Annotated in this window: 20 protein-coding genes; 12 read left to right on the top strand and 8 right to left on the bottom strand. The window is 65.5% G+C overall.

Translation table 11 applies throughout. From position 1 onward, the window contains the following. Nucleotides 1-5 precede the first annotated feature (5 nt). Nucleotides 6-827 carry an AfsR/SARP family transcriptional regulator gene (locus tag AB0J76_RS33725; RefSeq protein ID WP_352324165.1) on the top strand — a complete coding sequence of 274 codons (822 nt, stop codon included), beginning with the start codon at nucleotides 6-8 and terminating at the stop codon, nucleotides 825-827. A 136-nt stretch (nucleotides 828-963) separates the two neighbouring features. Continuing rightward, complete coding sequence (locus AB0J76_RS33730) at nucleotides 964-1,941, top strand: hypothetical protein (RefSeq protein WP_352324166.1); 978 nt, start codon at nucleotides 964-966, stop codon at nucleotides 1,939-1,941. Nucleotides 1,942-2,002: 61 nt separating this feature from the next. On the opposite strand, the gene AB0J76_RS33735 is transcribed toward AB0J76_RS33730, so the two are convergent. Beyond that, nucleotides 2,003-3,184, bottom strand: a complete 1,182-nt coding sequence (locus AB0J76_RS33735; RefSeq protein ID WP_364391719.1) for a lanthionine synthetase C family protein — start codon at nucleotides 3,182-3,184, stop codon at nucleotides 2,003-2,005. Nucleotides 3,185-3,474: 290 nt separating this feature from the next. Here AB0J76_RS33735 and AB0J76_RS33740 point away from each other — a divergent pair, with 290 nt between their 5' ends. The 6 genes from AB0J76_RS33740 to AB0J76_RS33765 all read left to right on the top strand — a co-directional run bounded on the left by AB0J76_RS33740 (nucleotide 3,475) and on the right by AB0J76_RS33765 (nucleotide 13,864). Further along, nucleotides 3,475-3,684 (top strand): hypothetical protein, encoded by a 210-nt coding sequence (locus AB0J76_RS33740; RefSeq protein ID WP_364391722.1) that lies wholly within the window; start codon nucleotides 3,475-3,477, stop codon nucleotides 3,682-3,684. Nucleotides 3,685-3,776: 92 nt separating this feature from the next. Next, nucleotides 3,777-4,499 carry a transposase gene (locus tag AB0J76_RS33745; protein WP_352324182.1) on the top strand — a complete coding sequence of 241 codons (723 nt, stop codon included), beginning with the start codon at nucleotides 3,777-3,779 and terminating at the stop codon, nucleotides 4,497-4,499. A gap of 948 nt (nucleotides 4,500-5,447) precedes the next feature. Beyond that, on the top strand, nucleotides 5,448-8,624 hold the full coding sequence (locus AB0J76_RS33750) for a lantibiotic dehydratase (protein ID WP_352324170.1): 3,177 nt from the start codon (nucleotides 5,448-5,450) through the stop codon (nucleotides 8,622-8,624). Nucleotides 8,625-8,629: 5 nt separating this feature from the next. Continuing rightward, entirely contained in the window at nucleotides 8,630-9,970 is a 1,341-nt protein-coding gene (locus AB0J76_RS33755) for a lanthionine synthetase C family protein (protein ID WP_352324183.1), read from the top strand. Between the two features lie 109 nt (nucleotides 9,971-10,079). Beyond that, nucleotides 10,080-12,026: an ABC transporter ATP-binding protein gene (locus AB0J76_RS33760; protein ID WP_352324172.1), complete on the top strand. Its 1,947-nt coding sequence runs from the start codon at nucleotides 10,080-10,082 to the stop codon at nucleotides 12,024-12,026. Nucleotides 12,027-13,045: 1,019 nt separating this feature from the next. Further along, complete coding sequence (locus AB0J76_RS33765) at nucleotides 13,046-13,864, top strand: DUF2785 domain-containing protein (protein WP_352324173.1); 819 nt, start codon at nucleotides 13,046-13,048, stop codon at nucleotides 13,862-13,864. A gap of 477 nt (nucleotides 13,865-14,341) precedes the next feature. Here AB0J76_RS33765 and AB0J76_RS33770 read toward each other — a convergent pair whose 3' ends face one another. The 3 genes from AB0J76_RS33770 to AB0J76_RS33780 form a co-directional block, all read right to left on the bottom strand. Beyond that, a complete protein-coding gene (locus tag AB0J76_RS33770) occupies nucleotides 14,342-15,505 on the bottom strand; it encodes a hypothetical protein (RefSeq protein ID WP_352324174.1) in 1,164 nt (387 codons plus the stop codon). Further along, on the bottom strand, nucleotides 15,502-16,032 hold the full coding sequence (locus tag AB0J76_RS33775) for an RNA polymerase sigma factor (RefSeq protein WP_352324175.1): 531 nt from the start codon (nucleotides 16,030-16,032) through the stop codon (nucleotides 15,502-15,504). Before AB0J76_RS33775 ends, AB0J76_RS33770 begins: the two co-directional genes overlap by 4 nt. A 318-nt stretch (nucleotides 16,033-16,350) precedes the next feature. After that, complete coding sequence (locus tag AB0J76_RS33780) at nucleotides 16,351-16,563, bottom strand: hypothetical protein (RefSeq protein WP_352324176.1); 213 nt, start codon at nucleotides 16,561-16,563, stop codon at nucleotides 16,351-16,353. Between the two features lie 40 nt (nucleotides 16,564-16,603). Here AB0J76_RS33780 and AB0J76_RS33785 point away from each other — a divergent pair, with 40 nt between their 5' ends. After that, nucleotides 16,604-17,041, top strand: coding sequence for a GNAT family N-acetyltransferase (locus tag AB0J76_RS33785; RefSeq protein ID WP_352324177.1), 438 nt, complete (start codon nucleotides 16,604-16,606; stop codon nucleotides 17,039-17,041). A gap of 299 nt (nucleotides 17,042-17,340) precedes the next feature. Here AB0J76_RS33785 and AB0J76_RS33790 read toward each other — a convergent pair whose 3' ends face one another. Next, complete coding sequence (locus AB0J76_RS33790; protein ID WP_352324178.1) at nucleotides 17,341-18,273, bottom strand: NADP-dependent oxidoreductase; 933 nt, start codon at nucleotides 18,271-18,273, stop codon at nucleotides 17,341-17,343. 118 nt (nucleotides 18,274-18,391) lie between these two features. Between AB0J76_RS33790 and AB0J76_RS33795 the strand changes: the two genes are divergently transcribed. Next, on the top strand, nucleotides 18,392-19,372 hold the full coding sequence (locus AB0J76_RS33795) for a helix-turn-helix domain-containing protein (RefSeq protein WP_352324179.1): 981 nt from the start codon (nucleotides 18,392-18,394) through the stop codon (nucleotides 19,370-19,372). Nucleotides 19,373-19,727: 355 nt separating this feature from the next. Here AB0J76_RS33795 and AB0J76_RS33800 read toward each other — a convergent pair whose 3' ends face one another. Beyond that, a complete protein-coding gene (locus AB0J76_RS33800; RefSeq protein ID WP_364391731.1) occupies nucleotides 19,728-20,219 on the bottom strand; it encodes a hypothetical protein in 492 nt (163 codons plus the stop codon). A gap of 465 nt (nucleotides 20,220-20,684) precedes the next feature. Then, nucleotides 20,685-21,167 (bottom strand): DinB family protein, encoded by a 483-nt coding sequence (locus AB0J76_RS33805; protein WP_364391734.1) that lies wholly within the window; start codon nucleotides 21,165-21,167, stop codon nucleotides 20,685-20,687. Between the two features lie 411 nt (nucleotides 21,168-21,578). Here AB0J76_RS33805 and AB0J76_RS33810 point away from each other — a divergent pair, with 411 nt between their 5' ends. Further along, nucleotides 21,579-22,004 (top strand): nuclear transport factor 2 family protein, encoded by a 426-nt coding sequence (locus AB0J76_RS33810; protein WP_364391737.1) that lies wholly within the window; start codon nucleotides 21,579-21,581, stop codon nucleotides 22,002-22,004. A gap of 213 nt (nucleotides 22,005-22,217) precedes the next feature. Here AB0J76_RS33810 and AB0J76_RS33815 read toward each other — a convergent pair whose 3' ends face one another. After that, a complete protein-coding gene (locus AB0J76_RS33815; RefSeq protein WP_352331174.1) occupies nucleotides 22,218-22,406 on the bottom strand; it encodes a hypothetical protein in 189 nt (62 codons plus the stop codon). Between the two features lie 76 nt (nucleotides 22,407-22,482). Between AB0J76_RS33815 and AB0J76_RS33820 the strand changes: the two genes are divergently transcribed. Beyond that, a complete protein-coding gene (locus AB0J76_RS33820) occupies nucleotides 22,483-23,541 on the top strand; it encodes a cobalamin-independent methionine synthase II family protein (protein WP_352331176.1) in 1,059 nt (352 codons plus the stop codon). Nucleotides 23,542-23,707 lie beyond the last annotated feature (166 nt).

Raw genomic sequence — 23,707 nt, forward strand, 5'->3', positions numbered from 1 at the left:
ACTGAATGAACCAGGAAGGCCTCGTGATTTTTCATCTACTTGGACCGGTTCGTCTGGGCTCGGAGGCTGTCATCCCCTGCCCCGCGTCGCCCACATCACTGGGCATACTTGCGGCTCTCATGCTCGCCGGGCGCCATGGCCTGTCGGCGTCCAGGCTGAAACGGCTGATCTGGGACAACCCCCCGCGTTCTGCGATGTCCAACCTTCGCACGTATATCGGACAAGCCCGTACACACCTGCGGGAATACGGTCTGACTGACCGTCTACACACTAATCGTGGTACCGGCGGAGCCGACGCGACATACCAGCTGTTCATCGAGAGCGGGGAGAGCGATGTACAGGCGTTCAACGAGCACACGTCCCAGGCTGGCGTCGCGTCTGCTCGCGGCCAATTCGACGTCGCAATGCACAGGCTCAGGCAAGGGCTGTCGCTGTGGGCGGGGCCTGCATGCTCCAATGCATCGGGTAGCACGGTGATGCGAGGGTACATCTATGCTCTTAATGAGCAGAGACTGCTCGCCCGCGAGGACTACATTGAGGCGGGTCTCGCGCTCGGGTTGGCCCATGTTCTTGTTGGAGAGGCTCGTGCCGTCGTAGCTGATCACCCGACCAGAGAGCGAGCGTCCGAGCAGCTCATCCGAGTTCTCTACGCGAGTGGCGACCCGCACGGCGCTCTGAACGAGCACAGGAGACTGTCGATGCGGCTAAGAGAGGATCTTGGGGTGGATCCCTCGCCTGCACTCCAGCGCCTCTACAGCGCGATTCTGAGTCACGACGAATCGTTGCAGCGCCGGAAGGACCCACAAATTCTTGGGTGGTCCGCATGACCGCCAATATGTGACCGGCCAGTTCGGTAGCTGCGGGAGTAGGCCGGTCGCGAGTGGCTGGGAACAACCAGCGGACGGTGCAGCGGCTGCTTGGAAGAGGCCCCGATCATGCTTGAGACGAAAAGGAGTTTGCAAGGTGCATAGGATCCGAACGGCTGCTGCCGTACTGATTTCGCTGATGATTCATGCGAGCACCCTGGCGCTGATGGCGCTGGGTGTCCGGGTCATCTATGTCAACGCCGACTTCCTCTTCGCCTGGCTGATCGGAGCCTTGCTCATAGGCGTCGGCGTACTGATGTGTCCTCGGCCACCCCGCTTACCCGTTGATGTCGAGGTGGTGGAGCGGTCAGCCGCTCCCGAACTCCACGCTTTGGCCGAGAGAGTAGCGCGAACCATGCACGTCCAGCCGCCGGCCAGCGTGGCGGTCAGAGATCTGGGAATGACAAGCGAATATGTGCGAACCGGGTTCAGGGGCAGGACACTGGTGATCGGGCTGCCAATCTGGCTACTCCTGCCTGCACGACATCGGGTAGCTCTGTTGGCCCATGCTTACGCCAACCAGGGTCATGAGGGGCTGATCATCGGTAGCGCGCTGTCCACCCTGACGCAATGGCGTGAGTCGCTGCAAGGCAGTCGCGGCAGCGCGTCGCACCTGCGCGAGGAGCAGTACACACGCATCGGCGCCGTGCTCGGCGCGCAGGGCACACCAGCAGGCACGTACGAAGCGGCGGGGTCGATCGGGCGCGTGGTCGGCCACGTCCTGGGCTGGCCAGTGATGTTGCTTCAGCGACTGCTGACCAGGCTCATACGGGCCGACGGCGGTAGGCGCACGCACCAGCACCCTCCGGAGGTACGTGCGGTCGTCACAGACACCGACCTACGCGAGCTGTCCGAGCTTATGGAAGGATCGCGATTCTTGGCGCCGGTACAAGCCGCTGCCTTGCGTGGGGCTACCATGTCCGCGATCCGGGGATCGGCGCTTGATCGAGCCTCGGAGCTTGGCATGGACACAGGCGATGCCGACGTGCTGACGGCACCGGCCTCATGTCGAATCGACTGCGAGCTCTCCCGGCACTATTCGCGGGCCATCCGCGGGTTCGGCCTGATCTCATAGCTCCCGGGTGTGCCTGTGCAGGCGTTTCTGCCAGAGCACGCAAGCGCCTGCACGCGTGTCGTCATCCCATTAGTACGGCGCGTTCCCAGGTCAGGGGTTTATCGGCAGCAAAGGCGGCAAGGACCGCGGCTATTCCTGCCGCCCCTTCAAGAAACCCTGGATGGTCCCGGGGGCCTATGCGCAAGTGGATGTCTCGGTAGCCGAAGTCGGCCTCAGGGTCGTACTTGTCGAGCAGTTCATCCAGCTCTTGTTCTAGTGCCTTATGGAGTAAGCGGCGCGGTTTGGAGGCATCACGGACGAACCGGTGGAGCACGTGCACCAGCCCCGCCTTGCCGTGACAGAACGTGGGAGACGGGATGGCTCTGACGTCCTCGCTGCGTCCGAGAGATGCATGCAAGATCTCGGCCGCTGTGTCCTCCCAAGCAGGACGGTCGCAGGCTAACGCGGCAAGCTGTAGTGCCCGGGCAGCGCCAGGGTTCCCGTAGCACCACGCCGATCGGGTCTGGCGCTCCAAGGATGGGGCGACATGAGCGAGGTAGTGGTAAGGGATATCTGGTCCGCCAGAGGTCTCGAGGATGCAGGCGTTCAATCGCTCTGCAAGCGTTGTGATCAGTGGTGTGAGGTCGAAGTTCAGTAGGGCCGCACGCTTGATGAGGCAAGCAAGAGCAAGCGGTCCAGCGATGCCATGTGCCACTCCAAGGTTGAGATATCCGCTGCGCGCTTCTGGATACGGGTCACGGATCCGGTCTGGTGGCGTCCAGAAGCCTCCGGGAACAGGCTGGAGGGCCCACACGGTGAAACGTCGCATGATGCGTTCTAGAAGGCTGATCGCCAGGGTGGAATGAGTGCTGGGCGTACTCGTCCGCCCAGCCAGGTGACGAGAGTCCTCTGCAGCTACGGTCAATGGGACGGCTGCACCGCTCAGACCGTCGATCAGGTCGAAGTCCGCCTCAGCCAGCCCTCCCGCAGGCGGCAACTTGTCAAGCGCCACGCCGATCCGAGCGAAGAGCATGGCCTCCACTTGTTCCAGCACACCAACGTAGCGTTGTCCGCTACGAGAGAGGCAGCGCAGCGCGAAGGTGACTCCAGCCACGCTGTGGAACAGCGATATCGATTGAGGCGCGGCTGCGGTTCCCAGCGCCGCCTTGAGAAATGCGTGCCCGCAGGCATCCCACCCTTCATCGGGCCACAGTTCGGCGAATGCGCTGCAGGTTATCGCGAGGCCAGTGTCACCTCTGAGCATACTGTGCGCTGACCACTCGCCGGCGGTGGCCAAGCGCGAGCGGTCCCTCAAGGTGCCCATGGTCGCATGTGCTATCTGCGCAGCTCGTGCGCGCCGCGCAGCGTCAATAACTTCCACTCTCCGCTCCTGAAACTCTGCGTATTTTTAAGGGACGGTACCTCATTGATCGCGTTCGAGCCATAGGCATTTACCGTGTGCAGAGTATGTGCGGAGCATGTGCCGTGGGTCACTATATTGGCAAATATCCACTCGATGCCGCAAAATGCGCGCCTAATAGAGAAAGGTCTGTCATGACTCCTCCCCCTGCAGTGACTGCCCCCGAGGCGATCGACGATCTGGACTTCGACCTCGACGTTGCCGTCCTGACCCGCGCGGTCACCGACAACGACATCAACGCCTGTTCAGAGGCGACGGGCACGGGTACGAAGTACACCTGTCTGATCGTGACCAAGTGCGTCGCGACGACGCCGAGCGCTTTCAACATGTGCGAGACCTGCTGACGGGCGCGTGAGCGGGATCGGGTGCGCGAAGCGCCCGATCCCGGCTCATCGAATTTGATCGGGGCTTCGTCGACATCTCCGGCGGGCAAGGGCTGCTCGGCCAGGTCGAAGGCCGCACCAGTGCCGCCGTCACCGGCTGGCGCGGCCAGCGCGGCCAGGCCTGGCGTGATGGCGTGGCCTTCGTCGCGATCGACATGTGCACCATCTTCAAATCCGCCATCCGCACCGCGTTACCTCAGGCCAGGCTCGTCGTCGACCATTTTCATGTGGTCCAGTCGGCCAATCAGGCGGTGACCGAGGTCCGCTGCCGCGTCACCGTCCAGGTTCGAGGCCGGCGTGGACGCAAGGGCAACCGCGAATGGGAACGGCGTAACCGGCTGCCGCGATCAGCTGCCCGGATGCACGGCTCGCAGCTCGACCCGATGGTTGATGACCTGATGGCGTTGCCGAGACGGATCGCAGTGCCGGTCCTGGCCGCGTGGAACGCCAAGGAAGATCTGCTTGACCTGCTCTCTTTGGCGCGTACGTATCCCGCTCGTACTGTCGTCGCCGGCCGGCTGTTCCGTTTCTACAACCGCTGCGCCGCCTCGGGGCTGCCAGAATTCGAACGACTGGCGAGCACAATCGAGACTTGGTGGCCCGAGATTCTCGCGTTCATCCAGACCGGCATCGCCAACGCGCGCTCTGAAGGGACCAACCACGTGATCAGGACCGTCGCCCGCGACGCGTATGGATTTCGGAATGCCGAGAACCAGAGGTTACGCACCCGCTGCGCCACGACACGACGAAGCCGTGGGTGCCTCAACCCCGCTTAAGTTCGATGGGCCGGCAAGGCATAAGTACCGGGAGGAGAAGACAAAAGCGGGATTTGCGTCACTTAAATAGCTTGGCGATCGAAGCAACGAAATACGCCATCCGCGCTGGCCCCGCCCCACGCCCTTCGGTCTTTAGCCGGAGTGACATTTGATGCCTTCTTTGATGCTTCCATCGCACGCCGGGGGCGAGATCGATTTAGCCTTCTATATGGTCGCATGCATCCCAGCGTGCCAACGCATGCAGCGCTGTGCGGTACGAGAGAGGCAGCGCAGCGCGGGGATGACTCTGGTCGCGGTGTCGAACCGCGATATCGATAGAGGTGCGACGACGGTTCCCGGTGCCGCCTTGAGGGAGGCATGCCGACAGGTATCTCATCCTTCATCGGGCCAAGGTTCGGCTAATGCGCTGCAGGATATCGCGAGGCCGTTGTTTCTCTGGCCACACTGTGTGCCGACCTCCCGCCAGTGGTGGCCATGCGCGACTCTCCGGATCAAGCAAAACTCAACGTCAGCGTGGCCACCAGCCAGGGGGAGATTCTGTACCTCGTCAGCTGCGTTCGAGTCATGTGCAATTGCCGTGTGCAGATTATGTGCGGAGCATGTGCTGTGGGCGACTAGGTTGTCAAATGTCCACTCGAGGCCGCGACATGCGTACTAATAGAGAAAGGCCTTCATGAATCCTCCCCCCACACTGACTACTCCCGAAGCGATCGACGATCTAGACTTCGACCTCGACGTTGCCTTCCTGACCCGCGCCGTCACCGACAACGACATCAACGCCTGTTCAGAGGGGTACACCACGGCTACGTGCGCTAACGCTACCTGCCAGATCGTGACCAGGTGCATCGCGACGACGCCGAGTGCTTTCAACATGTGCGAGACCTGCTGACGGGCGCGTGAGCGGGATCGGGTGCGCAAAGCGCCCGATCCCGCACAGCCGGTTCATCGATGAAACCGCTGAAAGAACATCTGCTGGTGATCGCCAGCATGAGGATACAGAAAACAGGGACAGTTTCGCGAAAGGCTGGTCTTGTGAGTCTCCAGGGATCTTTCATCGTTCGGTCGCCGGTGCTCCCTGCGCACCGTTACAACCGGACACTGATCGACCTGCATCAGAGCCTAGAAAACTATGCCGAACGGGTACGGGACTATCTGGTCGACCTTGCTGGCGATGCCCTCCTCATGGAGGCGATCCAGGTCGCTAGTCCGTCGCTTGCAAGGGGGTTGTTGTCGGCTCGAGAAGAGCAAAGTCCGCGCCGCCTTGAACAAATAGCGATAAAAGCCACTAAATACGCCATCCGCGCCGCACGCCGCTCCACGCCGTTCGGCCTTTTCGCTGGAGTGACACTCGGCTCCTTCTCTGATGCTCCCCTCGCGCGCTGGGGCGAGCTCCACCGCAAGCATGTGCGCCCCGACTCTGAATGGCTCGTGCCCATCCTGCACTCATGGCAACGCGACCTGCTGGAGGCGGTCAATTTCTCCACAAACAGTCTTTGTCACGTGCGAGGCGGGCGATACGTTCTCCCTTACGTATTTGCGATGAGTCCTGGTGCGCCGAACGGCATGACACGCGAAACGACCATCAGGGCATCGAAGGCCGTCACCACTCTCCTCAAGGCAGCGCGGACGCCGGCGACGTACCACGAGCTCCAGCAGGAATTGACCCAAGTCCTGCCGCATGCTACGCCGATCGCCGTACACGAGCTGATCGCTAACCTGGTCACTCACGACTTTCTGTTAACTGACCTGCAGTGGCACCAAAACTCCCATGATGGCCTCGAACAACTCGCCTGCCGTACTTCCACGCATCAGGGGGGCGCCGCACTCGCAGAAATAAATCAGCAGCTCGAGAAGTACGCAAGCCAGCCAGTCGGGGAGGGCTGGCGCGAGCTCGTGGACACTCAGGACGCCGTTACGCGCCTCACATCAGACTCCAGATCGGCACTTCAGATCGATCTAGAGCTAGATGTCGAGGTCGCTTTGCCGCGCAGTGTCCAGCGAGAGGCTGAACGCGTGGCCCAGGCATTGACCGCGATGGCTCGTAAATCTCCCTACGCGATTCCCCCTGCCCTCGCGAGCTACCACGCCAGATTCATGGAGCGCTACGGAACTCATACCTTAGTTCCATTAACTCAGCTGCTTGACACACACCTAGGGCTGGGGGCCCCGGACGGCTACGAAGTGCCCAGGGATACTACGCGTGCGCCCGCCCCGGGCGCATCTATCCCGTTAGCGCAGCCCAATTTCGTGTTGGCGAAGGCGTTGCAACAGGCGTGGTTGGACGACGCTCGAGAGATCATTCTCGATGCTGAGTTCATCGAGGCTATGGGGGAACCGTCGAATAAGCACCCTGAGATTGAGACGCCGGCCTACTTCGATCTATGTTTGGAGTTGAACTGCGAATCCCTAGAACAGGCTGCAGCGGGGGACTTCGCGTTGTTGCTATCAGGCGTCGCCTCAACCCCCACACCAGGTGCGATGCTGGGCCGGTTCGCGGAGCATTCGGGGGCAACGGCCTTGCTCCGCGACATGCTGCCTGCCCCATGCACGCTCGACTGGGTATCCGCGCAGATCGTCTACGCCCCGGCCAGGCCGCGTCAGATCAATGTCTCACGAGTACCGAACGTCTTAGATACCGTCATCCCATTAGGCGTACCGTACGACGAGAGCGTGACAGCGCTTCTACCAGACGAGATCGCAGTCGGCGCGACAGGAGAGCGACTCTTCCTGTGGTCTACGAAATATCGCTCTCCCGTGTTTGCCATGCTGCCACACATGGCGCGTATCGACGCCGCACCGAACCTCGCCCGCTTCCTTGCTGAGGTTTCCCAGACCTGGGTAACGGCACCGCGCCGCTGGAGCTGGGGACAGTTCGAAACTTTTCCATTCCTGCCCCGCGTCAGATACGGCCGCACGATAATAAGCAAGGCGCGCTGGCTCCCGGATGTGTCGCTTCGTGATCGATCACTGAGCTGGCGCGAGTGGGAGGCCGCCCTTCAACATTGGCGGGAGCGCTGGCAGGTACCGGACCTGGTAGAGGTCGGTGTGGGCGACAACCGTCTGGAACTCGATCTGAGCTCTGCGCTCCACCGTTCACTGTTACGGGCGGAACTGCAGAGCCGAGACGAGGTGGTGCTGGTCGAGGTTACACCCGTTGAACAGCGCTGCTGGCTCGACGGTCACACCGCCGAAATTGTCGTTTCCGTCAAGGAACGCCGCGACGGCTCCCCGCCGATCGCGACCCTCGTCGAGAAGCCAGTGCTGCGCGGCCGCCCAGCCCGGCACCCCATTGGAGGGGACTGGCTCTATGCGAAGCTTTACTCGCGCGCAGAGTCTCAGGAGGAACTGCTGCGAGATCGCCTTCCCGAGTTGCTGGCCAAGCTGGGGAACCAGGTGGACCGCTGGTTCTTCATCCGATATGTGGATCCGGATCATCATGTGCGGCTCCGGCTCCATGGGGACTCGGCCGACTTACGCCGTGAGGTGCTTCCGGTACTCAGCGACGTCATGGAGAGCCTGTGGAATGAGGGCCAGATCGTCGACTGGTCGATCGACAACTACGTGCCTGAGACGCACAGGTACGGTGGTCCGGAAAGCGTCACGAACGCCGAACGACTCTTTTGCGCCGACAGCGATATGGTCGTCACCCAGCTCCGAAGCAGGATGCACGACAGTTTGGGGGTCCGTCCAGAGACCCTGGTGGCGCTCAACAACATCCGGCTTCTTACGGACCTGGACCTCGAATGGGCCCGCTGGGCAGTGACTAGGCTCGCCCCGATGTTGTCGGGCGCCAGGCTGAAGCCCGAGTTGCGGTGCGAGGTGCGGATACTGGATCCCCGCAGCGACTGGGCCCGCCTTAAAATGTGCGACCCCGGTGCCCGACTGTACGACTCCTGGCTGGGCCGCGCTGATGTTGCCCGAAGATTCGCGGTCGCGTCCTCGACAGGAGCTTCGCCTACGGCGGTGGCCACAGACCTGTACGCCGACACGTCCGTGATCGCGCACAGCCTTCTCCATATGCACGCCAACCGCCTGATCGGTATCGATTCCGAGGCCGAGCTCCAATCGAACGCCCTGCTCCTTGCCGCCGCCCGCATGCTTCTGAATCGACAGGACGAGCTGTGAGCGGTATGCCGCTGCCTACCGACGATCTGAATGCCGACGATCGGCTGAAGCCCGCAGTGTTCGAGCGACGACAACGTGCACGCCAGCTAATCTCCAGGCTCGCTGAATTACTCGCGGAACCAGAACGTGTCACGACCACCGTCGAAGCTACGAGCCAGTGGGTCGAGCTTGACGGCGGCTGGAAAGCGCCGATCTGGGCAAGGGCAAGTCTATCCAGCGGACACAGCGGCCTCGCGCTATTGTACGCCGAGCTTTCCCAAAAGGAGAAAGCTCTGGCCCATCTGCGTAGTGCTGCGGCGAGCGTGCAATCCCTTCAAGGGTACGGGCTGCATCATGGTGCGGCTGGATTGGCCTATGCACTCCATGCCTGCGCTGGCGGAGGGGAGGCATTCAGCCGGGCGAAATCGCGGCTCAACGGTGCGATCCAGGACGCCGTGTTAGAGCTCGTGGAGCGGATACTCGTAGGTCAGATAAAACTGGCCGGCATGCAATCGTATGACATATACGATCCGTTGAGCGGTATAACAGGAGTCGGGCAATACCTCCTGGCCTGTGGGGAGTCAGACTCACTCGTGCTCGCTCGCATTATGGAATCACTCGTAGTGCTCGGGCAACCCGTTGAACGTGATGGTGTGCGGGTTCCCGGGTGGTGGATCCCTGCCTCGCCCAGGTCGCCCATCGGGCCATACCGGAATGGACATCTCAATTTCGGTCTGGCGCATGGGATGGCTGGGCCACTGTCGTTGTTCGCCCTCTCTCGGCAGCGGGGAGTCTTGGTGCCGAAGCACGAGGAAGGCGCCGTGGCGATCGGGGAAGCTTTCGTCAGACACGTACAGGAGGACGAGGCCGGGCCGTACTGGCCAAGATATCTCGAAAGAGACATGCTCCTTGCACGAAACGGGCCCAGGTCGGCACCCACCTGGTGTTACGGCAGCGTCGGCATTGCGCGCGCCCTTCAAATGGCAGGGATTGCCTTTGCGCGTGACTCCTGGAAGTCGCTGGCCGACGATGTCATGCACGCCGAAATTCGTCGATTGCCAGAAGGGGCGTACCTCTCCAACTCCTTCATCTGCCATGGCCTGGCCGGCCTTCTGCTGATCTTAAGCAAATATCGAAATGATAGCCCGGGCGTTGTCCAACAAGCCAGTCTTGATGCCATCGTGGACCAGATCCTGGAGCGATATCAAGAAGATGTTCCGTTCGGCTTTCGGGTTCCCCGCATGGGATATACGCGAAAGGTCGATATTCCGGGCCTGCTTGAAGGGTCGGCAGGAATTGCGCTAGCTCTGAAGGTATACCTCGACGGAGATGCCACGACCAACTGGACCGCCGTCTTCGGTGTCTAGTCGAGCGGTCACGCCTCGCAGCGGAAGCACGGGTTGGGAGGCAAGAAGATCGTTTGACGAATTTGTTGAGGTGCAGCATTCGCGATGCAGTACGAGTAGAGGAGGTGTCATGGCAAAGTCGGCGACTGTCGCAGCGCCGGAGAAGCCGGCAGACTCGAATGACCTTGCGCTGGCTAGCTGGCAAGCGCACGAAGCCCAGATGATCTCGACAACCATGTGGCAGGTGGTCAGGCGATTGCCTGGGCTGCTCCGTCAGGCGCTGCGCCTTGGCTGGCAGGCGAGCCGACGGGATCTGGCGTCGGTCATCGCCTTCAACTCTCTGGCGGGGCTGTGCGCATGCCTCGGGTTGGTGTCAGGGGCACAGTTGCTTACACAACTACTATCGTCGCCCAACCTGACAAAGGAGGCCTTGCTGGAGACGCTGGGCCCGATCGTCGCGGTGGTGGCCGCGGGTGGCGCGCGCAGCTGGCTCTTGTCGCTTGCCCGGTGGGCGCAGGCAAGACTGAGACCGCAGGTCGAGCGGATCGTGGCCGTCAGGCTTGCGGAGGGTGCCAGCAAAGTGCCGCTGGCTGACTTCGACAATCCGACGTTCCATGACTCGATGACGCGCGCTCGCGATCGTGGGCTCTACGAAGCCCCGCAGATGGTGAGCCGTGCTGTAGACGTTCTCGGGGCGCTGATGGGTGTGATGGCCGCGGCGGGAGCGCTTACTGTGTTGCACCCGGTGCTCCTGCCACTGCTCACAGCCGCGATCGCGGTACAGGCCTGGACCACGGCCCGCTCGGCCCGCATGCGCTTTGAAACGATCTTTCAGCTGGCTTCGAGCCGGCGCAGAAAATGGATGCTTCACGATCTGATGGTTGGAAGGAGTGCCGCACTTGAGGTAAGAGCCTTCACAATGAGAGATTTCCTGCTCGTGGAGTACAATGCGATCGCCCGGCACGAGGAAGGGTTGGAACTCGGGCTTGCCCGTCGGGAACTAGTCATCGGGTTCACCGGGACAGTGCTACGTGGAATTGGCATCGGGCTGGTTTATGCGGCACTTGGCGTCTTGTTCGCCTCAGGAGTTATGCCGCTCTCGGCTGCTGGCGCTGCCATCTTCGCCATTCAGCTGGGCAGTAGTTCTTTGGGTGCCCTAGTCATCTCGCTCAACGGCTGCTACGAGTCGGGCTTGTACTTCTTGGATCTAGTGGAATTCCTTGAGGTCACGGCGGCTCGGCGGAGTGACTCCGCCTCCTCTGTCCGACCGATGGACGGTGTCTCGCCAAGTCAATCCCCTGTCGTGGCGCTTGCCCAACCTGCCCAGTTCGAACTCAGCGGGGTAAGCTTTTCGTATCCAGGCGGAACGTCTCCCGCTGTCAGCGACGTGTCGATTCGGGTAAGCCGTGGAGAGATGATCGCCTTGGTCGGCGAGAACGGCTCGGGGAAGAGCACGGTCGCGAAGCTGATCGCAGCCCTTTATGATCCCGACCACGGGGAGATCCGCTGGAACGGCGAATCGCTGGTGGGCATTCGCCAGGAAGAGTTATGGCGGCACATCGGATTCATCGCCCAGGACTTCACCCACTGGCCCTTCTCGGTCCGAGAGAACATCACTATGGGCCTTCCTGTGGACCAGGAACTCTTGGGTACGGCTGCCTTCAGATCTGGCGTTAATGTGGTCGTCGAAGGGCTGGATGCAGGCTATGACACGCTTCTCGACCGGCGTTTCAAGAGCGGTCACGAGTTGTCCAAAGGCCAGTGGCAGCGCATAGCCGCGGCCAGAGCATTCTATCGTGATCCTGCCTTGCTGATTTGTGACGAACCAACCGCTGCCTTGGATGCTCGCGGCGAACAAGCATTTCTTGATGCGTTGCGGGTCTACGCCCAGGACAAGGCGGTCATCCTCATCACGCATCGGCTGGAGAACGTGCGATACTGCGACCGCGCCTACGTCCTGACGAATGGTCGCGTTGCCGAGTCGGGTGACCATGACGAACTTGTGTCTCGCCAAGGTCCCTTCTACGAGTTGTATCGCCTTCAAGCCAACAGGTACGCACCGATACCATCGCTGTAGGCCGCAATCTTGCGAGCATTTCCGTGTCGGCGCAGGTTCAGTCAGGGCCGGGGTGGTCGTCCTGGCGGAGTAAAGGTGGCCGGCCGGGGCGATTGTCATCATAACCGAGGTCTCCGAGGGGACGCCCGCTGGAATCTGTGCGGGCCCTTGGGCACAGCCGACGGCCGTTGCTGGCGGGAGAGGAGTCGGCGGGGGCGTATGACCGAGTGGCTTATACGTCGAATGGCCGCTGAGTTGGAGTGTTCGCTGGGGTCGCGTTCACGGAGTGGTGTACGAGATAGAGCACGTGCCGAACACTGGGACCGACCTCTATCAAGCGTGTGGGCGCGGCTGGAACGTGGGGTCCATTCCAGGGAGCCTGATGCAATGATCAATAGAGTGTCCGCCGTGCTCGGTCGCGCCAACCCCGCACGCGCCATGACCATCCGCCATCCCCGGCCGGCTCGGCAAGAGCAGCAGCCCCGCCTCGCCGCGAGCAGGCGGCGCACGCTGGGCTGGATGCTTGATCCGACTGTCAGCTCCTCAACGAAACGACTCTCCCAGCCTCGGCCCTGCTCTTCTTTGCCGAACAGCAGGGCCGAGGTCTTCTCGGCCGCTGCGGTGGCCACGTGCGGGTAGATGGAGGTGTAGGAGTCGGTGGTGAACGCGCTTACATCGACCCAGGTCATGCCGGTGAGGGTTTCGCGTGGCGTGCGCGCGAGGTCCGGTCCCAGGAGAGATGGGCGGGGGCAGAATGATGATCGGCCGCGCTAGTGATGAAGCACCAGCAGCTCAACGTCCTTCGACAGATCAGCGCGGACCAGCATCGTCAGCAGGCACAACAAGCACCTCGCCAATCGGTGGAACAGCGACGACAACACCTTGCGACGGTCGCTGCCACTGCCCTGATCACGCAGCAGAATCCCAGATCAGAGCACGAAATCGTGTTCCGAGCGGGACAGGGTCCAGTGCGAAGCGCTGCTTCCCGATCTACAACCCTGCCGCGGCGGCGGTGCTGATGGCTGAGGTAGCATCCCGAAATGCCATCAACACACGTCGATTGGCCATCCGTCGCAGCTGCGGATTTCCCCTTTCCCAGCCATGTAGCGGTCCGCCGTCTGGCGGACGAACTCTCAGCCATGCTTGTGTCATCGGATCCTGCGGTCCGTGACGACCATGCCTACACCGCACTTGCCCGTTGGACCGACAAGGGGTACCTGGACGAGGTGCTCGTGGACATCGGAGACACCTCGGCCACGCGTTTCACCCACCCAGACATCCAGGCACGTTCCTTCGCCGCGCTGGTGCTCGCCCGCGTTCTGGGCCGCGTCAGCGCCGTGCCGCGAGTCGTGGCCGAGGAGACCGCCGACCGCTGGTACGCGGCGTTCGCCGCATGGTTTCCCGCGGAGGTCGACACTCGGGGCTGGGACGACACCCTCGGTTGGCTGCACGCCGTCGCCCATGGCGCCGACGCCGCAGCCGCGTTCGCCTCTGTCCTGCCCTGGCGCGGCAGCACCTTGCTGGACCTGTGCGCACGCCGAATGACGGCCAAGGCGGCTCCCCACCGCTACGTCCAACTGGAAGACGCGCGACTCGCCCGCGCCATCACGACCATCCTCTTCGTCCCCTCTCTGTCCGTGGACGAGGCCACCGGTTGGCTGGACACCGTGGCCCACGCCTTCGCCGGCGCCGAACCCGGACCCGTGCCGCCGTGGGCGTTCAACACCTTCGCCACGTTGCAGTCTCTCCACATGCACCTGGCCCGGGGTCTGGCCGGCCGAGGCATGCCAACTCACGCCGAGGCCGTCGCCACTCGTGTCGTGGCCGTCCTCCGCGGGCCCTTCCCCTGGTTGTCGTAACGCTGCCGGCAACCGTCCCCTCAGGGCACTCAGGCCGGTGCACGAGCTCTGACGGATGCCGTCATCAATCTGCGCGACGTTTGAGTACCGCCCACTTCGGTGGCTATGGCCGTCACCAGCGCGGCACCAGCGGCCAGACCGATCGGATCCATACGCGGTCCCCTTGTCTCCGGAGAACAACTCCTCATGGGAGATAGAACCCCATGGGCAACAGGAGCCCAAACCGCAGATAAGCACCGCCAATCACCCCGCGGGCGGTGTGATCGCCGCACGTGCTGGCAAGGCTTGGCCAGGGGGCCCATCGGGGCATCGCGAACGGTCATGAGCCCCTTATCGCAGATAGGAGCTCACCATCTGCGGTAACCGGAGCTGCTCCCTACAGGTAGAGATGATCGCCCGGGTGTTGAACCTTCAGGCAGGCATCCAGTTGATGACTTCCTGTACGTTCAGGGTTGACCGCCGAGTGGATGTCGGGCCTCAGCTGACGCAGTCTTTCCCGCCGGTCTGATTGGGGGCGGAGCATCCCTCGGGAAGCCGGGCGGGGGTGTCAGTCCAGGCGGCTCGTCGGTAGACGAGTGCGTGGTGGACGGTTCCCGCGGGCAGGCCCGCGGCCCCTTCGTTGCCCGCCGGGTCCTGCGTCCAGGGCTTCACGACGACGTTCTGCAGCGCGAGTAGCCGACCGCTGGATTCCTCCACGATGAGTTGCTGCTCGCTCTGTCCGTCCCCTACAGCCTGGGTCCATCCGATGCCGGCCCCTAGGCGGCCCTCGGCATCGGGGATCCGGCCGAGGGCGCGGGTGCCGGGCAGGTTGGCCACCATCCGGTAGAGGGCCCCGCGGGTGCCTGCTGAGATCGGGGCGTGCTGGAGCAGTTCCAGGGAGATGTCGCGGAGCCAGGAGTCCTTCGTGGGTAGCGAGGTCCCTGTGGGCGGTGTCGGCCAGTCCTTCATCGTTTCGCTGTAGGCGGGCCAGAACGCCAGCAGGCGTTCGCGCAGCGCGTCCGGTTCCTGAGGCAGATCGAGCAGCTCAGCGGCGGGAAGCGTGAGCCCTTGCTCGCCGTAGGGCCAGGTGCCGGCCATGAACATGAATCTCGTGCGTCCGAGCGGAGCCGTGTCGTTCTTGCAGTCGGTGTCGTTGCCGCACAGCTTGGGTTTCCCTGCTCGCCGCCACGCCTGCTCCTCTTGTCCGGACGCCGGCACGGTGGGCAGGCCGCGTTCGGTGAGCACGGTGAGCGTCGCCGGGTCGCGCGGGGCCCATCGGCTGGTCTGGACCCGGGTCTTGATCCGGTAGTGGTTGCCCGGTGCCCCGATGATCTCCTCTCCTAGGATCAGGCCTTCGGTGTACCAGAACGGGCCGGGCGTCTGCTGCTGCGCTGCCGCGTTGCGGGCCGCCGTGTCCAGCGCGTTCCCAGCGGGATACGTGGCCACCTGCCCCGTGGAGACGCCGGGGTCGAGCAGGCGGGGGGAGGCCAGCGCCCCGATCACGGACACTGTGGCCAGCGACGCGGTGACTGCCCCGACCCACCGTGCGCGGCCCCGTTGCACCGGCGTGGGCAGTTCCTCCGCCGCCCGGGACGACCCCGGCATGTCGAGGTCGGCGGGCCGGGCCGCCGCCAGCAGATCAAGCGCGTTCTTCCGTTTCACTTCTCCTCCTCCGGGATGAATGCGGGCCGGGGGGCGGCCGCCGTCACGTTGTTCATGGCGGCCTCCAGTCGCCGGCGGGCCCGATGCAGCCTGACGAAGAACGCCGATCGCGAACTTCCCACCACCTTGGCCGCCTGCGCCGAGGTCAGTCCGTGCCACGAGACCAAGGTCAGCACTTCTTTGTCCGCGTCGCTCAACGTGGACAGGGCTTTCATCGCGGTGGCCCGTTCGGCCACCTGGTCGGCCACGTCCCTCTCCAGCTCCTCGGTCCAGCCGCGCAGCGCCTCGTCCAGCGCCGCCTGCCGGAGCTCGTCGCGATAGAGCTCGCGGATCACGTTGTGCGCCACACCAAGCAGCCAGGGCAAGGGCGCCTTGGCCGGGATGACGTCCCGCCGTCGCCACACGACCACGAACGTCTCGCTGACCACCTCCTCGGCCAGCCGACGACCACATCTGCTCACCGCGTACGCGTACACCCGAGGGCGGTACGCATCAAACAAAGCGGCGAACTCATCATCACTCAGCACATAGGCTCCTTCTTTGGCCCTTACATCAGGTAATGGTCAAAGGCGGATCGGTCTTACAGTCGATGCGAAGACCGTTCCCTCGCGAACATGCCGCGGGCCGTGAGCCGTCCCCACGCTGCAAGGCGTTCAGCCCAACGCCCAGGACAGTGGTCCCAGCAATCGTTGTCTTGGGTTGCTGGCCCCTTCTCGCAGGTCGAGGCGAGATGATCTTCTCTTGTGATGTGAGGCGCGTCGGCCGCGCTGCCCGGCATGTTCTCCCAGCGCCAGAACCCGACGCCGGGGAACCCGCTGGGGCCGCAGCGAGGTCGAGCCGGGTGTTCATGCCCAGCCGGAACCGGCCGTAGGAGCCCCGACGTCTCCGACATCGGCCGCGAAGCCAACCCGCACACCGGCTTCGGCGGCGGTGCGCATTTCTGCCTCGGCAACCACCCCGCCAAGCTGGAGCTGCGCGTCCTGTTCGAACAACTCGCCCGCCGCTTCCCCCACCACCGCCAGACCGGCGGGCGCCCGGCGGCTGCTCTCGAACGTCATCAACGGGAAAAGGCGTTGCCCGTCCGCCTAGGGTGACCTTGTGCACGTCATCGACATCTCGCCCGACCAGCGCCTGCTCGACCTGCAGCGCGCCGCCTACGCCGTCGAGGCCGCGCTCATCGGCGACGACCGCATCCCGCCGCTGCACGAGCCACTGTCCGACCTGCTCGCCGCGCCCCTCACCTGGGTCGGCGCCTTCGACGGGGACGCCCTGCTGGGGGCCATCGCCTGGGAGGCCGACGCGACCACGCTGGACATCAACCGGCTCGTGGTCTCGCCCTCGGCCTTCCGCCGCGGCATCGGACGCCTGCTCGTCGCCACCGCCCTCGACCGTGCCGCCGGCCGTACCGTCCTGGTCTCCACCGGCCGCGACAACATCCCCGCCCGCCGCCTCTACGAGGGATACGGCTTCGCCTGGCTGAACGACATCGAGGTCATCCCCGGCCTCTGGATCACCAACTACCACCTCACCCCCTGAACCTTTCCTCGGCTGTCCGCACAGGCCAACCCGGCTCTCGATCATCCGGACCGAGCACTTGGCCGGGGCCTCGGGCGGTCAGCGGGCGGTAGCGTTCGACGGCGAGAGCGTGTCTCGCACGAGGGGCCGGCGATCAACCAAACGCTCGGCGTCTGACGCGCAGTTGTGACCCCTGATGAAGGGAGCGGGGGCGATGAGCAGGCGGAGGGCCGCCCGCCAGGCAAGCCCAGACCCGGCATCCCCGATGATGTGAAGGGCGGGAACCAGGCCGCGCCGGTCCTGGCCATGCGCACCGGCGATCAGGCCGTGAGCGACAGCACGATCTTTCCCGTGGTACGGCCGGCATCGCTGAGCTCGTGAGCCTCGGCCGCCCGCTCCAGCGGGAACACCCGGTCGATCGCGGGACGCAGCAGCCCCGCCTCCACCAGCTCGGCGACCTGCCGCAACCCCGCCTGGTCGGCCTCCACGATCATGAAGGCGGCCCGCCGGCCCACGGCGGCGGCCTCCTCGGCCAGGTACGCCTCGGCCGGTGAGGCGAGCGAGACCAGGATGCCGCCCGGACGCAGGATCTTCAGCGACCGCGGCCCGTAGGCGCCGCCGATCGTGTCGATCACGACGTCCACCGGCTCCACGACCGCCTCGAAGTCGGTCTCGGTGTAGTCGATCAGCTCGTCCGCGCCGAGCCCGCGCAGGAACTCGTGCTTGGCCGTACGGGCGGTTCCGATCACATGGGCGCCGCGCGCCTTGGCGATCTGGACGGCCAGGTGCCCGACCCCGCCCGCCGCCGCGTGCACCAGGACCCGCTGCCCCGGGGCCACCTCGGCGACGTCCACCAGGGCCTGCCAGGCGGTGAGCGCGGCCAGCGGCAGCGCCGCAGCCTCTACGTGGGTCAACGTCCCGGGCTTGCGGACCAGGTGCCGGGCCGGGGAGGTCACATATTCGGCATACGTGCCCGCCGGAAGCGGGTGGCGCGGCATGCCGAACACCTCGTCGCCGGGGGCGAGCGTGGCGACCCCCGGACCGACCGCCTCGACCACGCCGGACAGGTCCCAGCCGAGCGGCACCACCGCGCCGGCCAGCCCGCCGGAACCCCGGTGCCAGGAGTCGGTCGGGTTGACACCCGCCGCGTGCACCCGCACCAGCACCTCGGCCGGGCCGGGCTCCGGCCGCTCCGCCTCGATCACCTTCAACACCTCAGGGCCGCCGAAACCGTCCTGGCCGATCGCGCGCATCGTCATCTCCTGCTGTCTTTCGCCCGCCGCGCCCTGGTGGCCCGGCAAGGAAAAGACTCGCGCACCGGGCCACGGCGGAGCGAGTGGCAAGAACGCCATCATGTGAAAGAATCTTGCCATGCATCGCGTTCGCGTCCTGGCCCTTGACGGGGTCTATCCCTTCGAGCTCAGCATCCCGGTGCGGATCTTCGGCACTGCCGCCGGTCGCGCGGGCGAGCCGCTCTACGAGGTCACCACCTGCAGCTTGGACGGCGGGCCGGTTGCCACGAGCGCCGACTTCGCCATCACGGTGGCGCACGGCAGTGAGGCGCTCCGGACGGCCGACACCTTGGTCATCCCGCCGTTCGCCTGCGGCCCCGAGGCGGAGCGCGACTGGCTGCCCGACGCGCTGCGCCACGCCCTGGCGCTGGTGCCGGCCAGTGCGCGCATCGTCTCGATCTGCACGGCCTCCTACGTGCTCGCCGCCGCCGGCCTGCTCGACGACCGGCCCGCGACCACGCACTGGAACGAAGCCGAGCACTTCCAGCGTGCCTTCCCCCGGGTCCAGGTGGACGCGAACGTCCTGTTCGTCGACGAGGGGCGGATCCTCACCGCAGCGGGCGTCGCCGCCGGCATCGACCTCTGCCTGCACCTGGTACGCCGCGACCACGGCAGCGACGTCGCCAACCGGGTGGCCCGCCTCTGCGTGGTGCCCCCGTGGCGGGAGGGCGGCCAGGCCCAGTACATCGAGCGCCCCGTGCCCGAGCCCGCGGCCGCCACCACCTCCGCCACCCGCGCCTGGGCCCTGCAGGAACTGCACCGGCCGCTCACCCTGGCCGAGCTGGCGGCCAACGCTGGAATGAGCGTCCGCACCTTCTGCCGACGCTTTCGCGAGGAGACCGGCCTGCCACCCGGCCAGTGGCTCACCCGCCAGCGGGTCGAGCAAGCGCGCCGCCTCCTGGAGACCACCGACCTGCCGGTCGACCGGGTCGCCGCCCTGGCCGGCTTCGGCACCGCCGCCTCGCTGCGCCAGCACCTCGCCACCACCATCGGCGTCCCACCCTCGGCCTACCGCCAGTCCTTCCGCGCCGCGACCGGTGCCATCGAAGGGGCGATGTGAGGGCGCGATCGGCCCAGTCCGGCTTCGGCCGGGTGACCTGACGCTTCAGCACTCACCTCGTGCCGACGGACCATGATCTCGACGTCCTCGGACGCCTGATCACGCCCAGCAAGACCGGCCATGCAGCGGGCCGTGGTGGGGAGGTGGGGAGTTACTGCTGCTGAGGTAGGACCCGCCGCCGTAGCAAGTTGCGGCGTGCGCGGTGGTGGACCGACCAGCACCCCCGCGAGCGAGGAGCGAGGAGCAGGGCAGCAGGGAGCCGTGGCCGAGTCAGGTGGACGAGGAGGGGGTCGGTTCTCACAAACCGTAGGGCCCGGCAGACCACCCCACCCGTACAGTGCCTGGCCGAGGGCGGTCAGCCTGCCGCCGGGCTCTGCTCGCCGTCATGGCGAACCGTCCCGAGGGGGATGCAGTTGTCCGGGGTGCCGGTACGTACCCCCTCGCACAGCTGAGCCCGCGACAGGTCGGCCTTCTCCGGTACCAGTTGCCAGGCGCGAGTCCAGTACGGAGTGTCCGCCGCCAGATCGCCGAACTGCTTCGATACGCCGGTGCCGTACTCGGGGGAGCGCATGTCCTCTTCGGTGAAGTAGTTGGTCCCGTTGTCCATGCCACCACAGCTGACCTGGCTGTTGGCGTCCTGGGCGGCCTTGCATCCGTCGTATCGGACCACCCAGTACGCCTGGGGATGCGGGGCCTTCAGGGGGCGTCCCGGAGTGCTGGTGACCTTCAACACGAGCTGGATGTATGTCAGGCCCCGCGGCGCCGGGGACTGCGGAGCGTCGGGACTGAGCTGGGCGTCCACAATCTGAACCGAGTGCGGATAGGGCCCCTTCTTCACAGACAACACCGGACCGCGTCCCTCGAACGAGGCACCCGACGGAGTTGGCGACGGACTCACCGGGGCAGACCTCCCGGGCGTGACCGCCAGGTCCGGGGCAGACCGGTCCGGTTGCACCCACCCTCCGCACGCAGCCAGAAGACCACTGCAGGCCAGGGCAAAACCGCCGCGCGCCCACCGGACCAGACGTATGCGTCCACCGTTCCCCATAGATCCTCCTGTTGCTTGCCATGGGGTCGGGCTCCCGGCCACCCCCTTCTGATCTTGGGCACACAGTAGCGAAGGTGGTGGGTCGGACTTACTGCGAAGTTCCCGAAAGCGGCCGAACATTATGTACGGCCCCATGCCCACGAGCACGTAAACCTTCGTCGGCCGGCTCGGCGTCCTGGAGCTACGGCCGACCACCGCTCAGCTGATCAGCGGGTACGTCGGTGAGGTGGCAGGACCTGGATACGGGTGATGCAGGGAGAGCCGCTATGCTCCCGTAACCCCATCGATGCGCTCTCGGATCAGGTCGGCGTGCCCGGTGTGCTGCGCGTACTCCTCCAGGAGGTGGATGTAGATCCAGCGGAGGCTGACCTTGCCGGTCGGCGCCCGGGGGTCGTCGGCCAGCTCCTCCAGGTCGATGTCCGCAACCGCGGCATCGCAGGCAGCCGTCTCCGCGAGGAAGGCGGCGTAGTCGGCCTCGGCGTCGGCGTCGGCCACCAGGTCGAAGTCGCCGTCTTCGTACTCCTCCGTGATGTACAGCTCGGGCAGGTTCTCGTGCAGGAACTTCTCCCGGAACCACCAGCGCTCGACTTCCGTCATGTGTCGCAGGAGGCCGAGCAGCGTCAGGTTGGACGGCTCCACGGCGGCGGTCTTCAATTGCTCGGAGGTGAGGCCCGCGCATTTGCGTAGCAGGAACAGCCGGCGGAGCTTCAACCAGCTGTCCAGCATCTCGCGTTCGCCACAGGCCATGTCCGTCCGAGGTCCCCGCTCTACGTCGGGTGCTGTCCACGTCATGTCACCATCATGACGACCTGCGCGACCGCTTTCGCCGGGTACGCGCGTCTTCTGCCCGCCGCCGGGCGTATCGCTCGAAGATGGGGCTCGACCAGGGCATCCCTGTCCCACCAAGCCCCTCGCAGCCACGGCCCTCGCGTTCAGCCTCGCGGGCCTTGCAGCCTCGCTCGCCGCCGCCCCGGGCACCGACTACGAGTGCGCAGAACTGGTGGGCTCGTGCGGCGGCTGTCGCGTCATCGTCGCCCTTTTCTGGCCGGCAGGTCGCGTCTCATCCTGTCCGAGCCGATCGGGGGCAAGGGTTGAACATCGGTGCGCGACTCGTTCCGTATGCTGTACGGTACATTGTACGACTTGAGGAGGAGCAGCATGTACCAGCCGAGCGCCGAGGAACTGAAGAACATCGACGATTGGTTCGCCGCCTACGACGCGCTGGCCGAGGAGGGCGCGATCGAGCAGCTCGCCGACCTGGCGGTCTTCCCGATGAACGTGGCCACCGACGTGCCCGGCGGCCACGCGAGCGTCCGTCAGTGGACGCGGGCCGAGTACGTCGAGAGCATGAAGCAGTCCATGGGCGGCGGCACCGCCGGGCTCGACCTGCGCTCCACGCGCACGCCGCGCTTCGTCAGCCAGAACCTGGTGGTCGTGGAGACCGAGGCGACGATGACGATCGAGGGCGAGGAGCACCGCATGCACTACGCCGACCTGCTGGTGCGCACCGAGGACGGGTGGGCGTTCCAGACCATGGTCCAGGGCGGCTGGGGACACGGCTGGCCGTCCGCCAGGCGCGGCTGACCCCGCGGTCGCAGGTCGGGGCGCACCTGACCGGCGCTACCGGACGCCGCCGCGGGTCATCCTCGCGGCGGCGCCCCGGAGCAGCCCGGGAGCCAGCCGGCGATGGTTCGCCGACAGTAGCGGGCCACGCGACGCGCCCGACGCGCCGGTCAAAGCGCAGGAGGGTGGTCAGCGACACCCGCCCGTCCGCCGTCCGGACGACGAGGTTGGCGGTCAGTCAGGGTCGGGGCGGTGGGAGGGCCACCGGCGGCGTGGGGCAGGGGAGTCGTTGTAGCGCAGGTGGGCGGCCAGGATGCACTGAGCCGTCAGGCGGACCTGGCGTTCCTCCTGCGGGTCCGGCCCGCCGCCGGTGGCCGAGCGTGCCGGCCCGCGGGTGCTGCACGGCGCGGATCTTCTCGACACGGTCTGTCCGCGAAGCGGGCGACCACGCGTACGGGAAGCGATTGATCAGATACGCGTCGTTATCTACGCTGTCATCATGTCACTCCCCACCGAGCCGATCGGCAGCATCCCCCGCCCCCCTGCCCTGCTGGCCATCGCAGCCTCCGAACCGGCCGAGGGAGCGTCCGCGCTGGCCGAGGCGCAGGACCAGGCCGTCCGCGACACCGTCCACCGTCTCCAGGAGTTGGGTTCGCCGGTGGTCACCGACGGCGAGCAGGCCAAGCCCAGCTTCGCCACCTACCCGATCGCCGGGCTCGACGGACTCGTCCCGGACGGCGTGGTGATCCCCTTCGCCGACGGGCACCAGCGGCAGTTGCCCCGGCTGACGGCCGGGCCGTTCCGCTACCAGGTCCACGCCGAGCGCTACCTGCGCGCCGCCCAGCGCCACGCGAGCGTGCCGGTCAAGCAGGCCGTCATCGCGCCGTCGGCGCTGAGCCTGCTCTACCCGGCCGAGGGCATCGACGGCTACCCGCGCGAGGCGTTCCTGGCCGACCTGGCCGACCAGGCCGAGGCCGACATCCGCGGCTGCCTGGAGGCCGGGGCGCACGTGGTGCAACTCGACTTCACCGAAGGCCGGCTCTCGCTCAAGCTCGACCCGAGCGGCGGGGTGCTGGACGACTTCGTCGCGTTCAACAACAGCGTGCTGGAGCGCTTCACCGACGCAGAACGCGCGCGCATCGGGGTGCACACCTGCCCCGGCGGCGACCAGGACTCCACCCACAGCCTCGATGTCGACTATGCGGCCCTGCTGCCCAAGCTGTTCCGGCTCAAGGCGGGTAACTTCTACCTCCAACTGGCCAGCGAGGCCGACCCGGACAAGGTCCTGGCGGTCGCCGCCGAACACCTGCCCGCCGACGCGCGGATCTTCGTTGGGGTGATCGACCCGGTGGACCCGCGGGTCGAGACCGCCGAGGAGGTCCGCGACCGCGTCCTGACCGCCGCCCGCCACCTGCCCGCCGACCGGCTGGGCACCTGTGACGACTGCGGGTTCGCGCCGTTCGCCGACGACACCTCCACCTCACGGGAGACGGCGTTCGCCAAGATCCGGGCCCGGCTGGAGGGCACAGAGCTGGCCTCGGCCGAGCTCGGCATCTGATCGTTCCGCCTGATGGTCGCCGTCGCCCGACCTGGGCAGGGCGACGACGGCCGTGAAGCGATCACTCTACGCTGGTCGGGTAGCCGGGAGGGATCTCACCTCCCGGCTCCCACAGATCCGTACGTAAACCTCTCGGTTTATACGGCTCTTGTCACCCTGGTCACCA

Source organism: Nonomuraea sp. NPDC049624 (assembly GCF_040675255.1).
In the GTDB taxonomy this organism is placed as follows: Bacteria; Actinomycetota; Actinomycetes; order Streptosporangiales; family Streptosporangiaceae; genus Nonomuraea.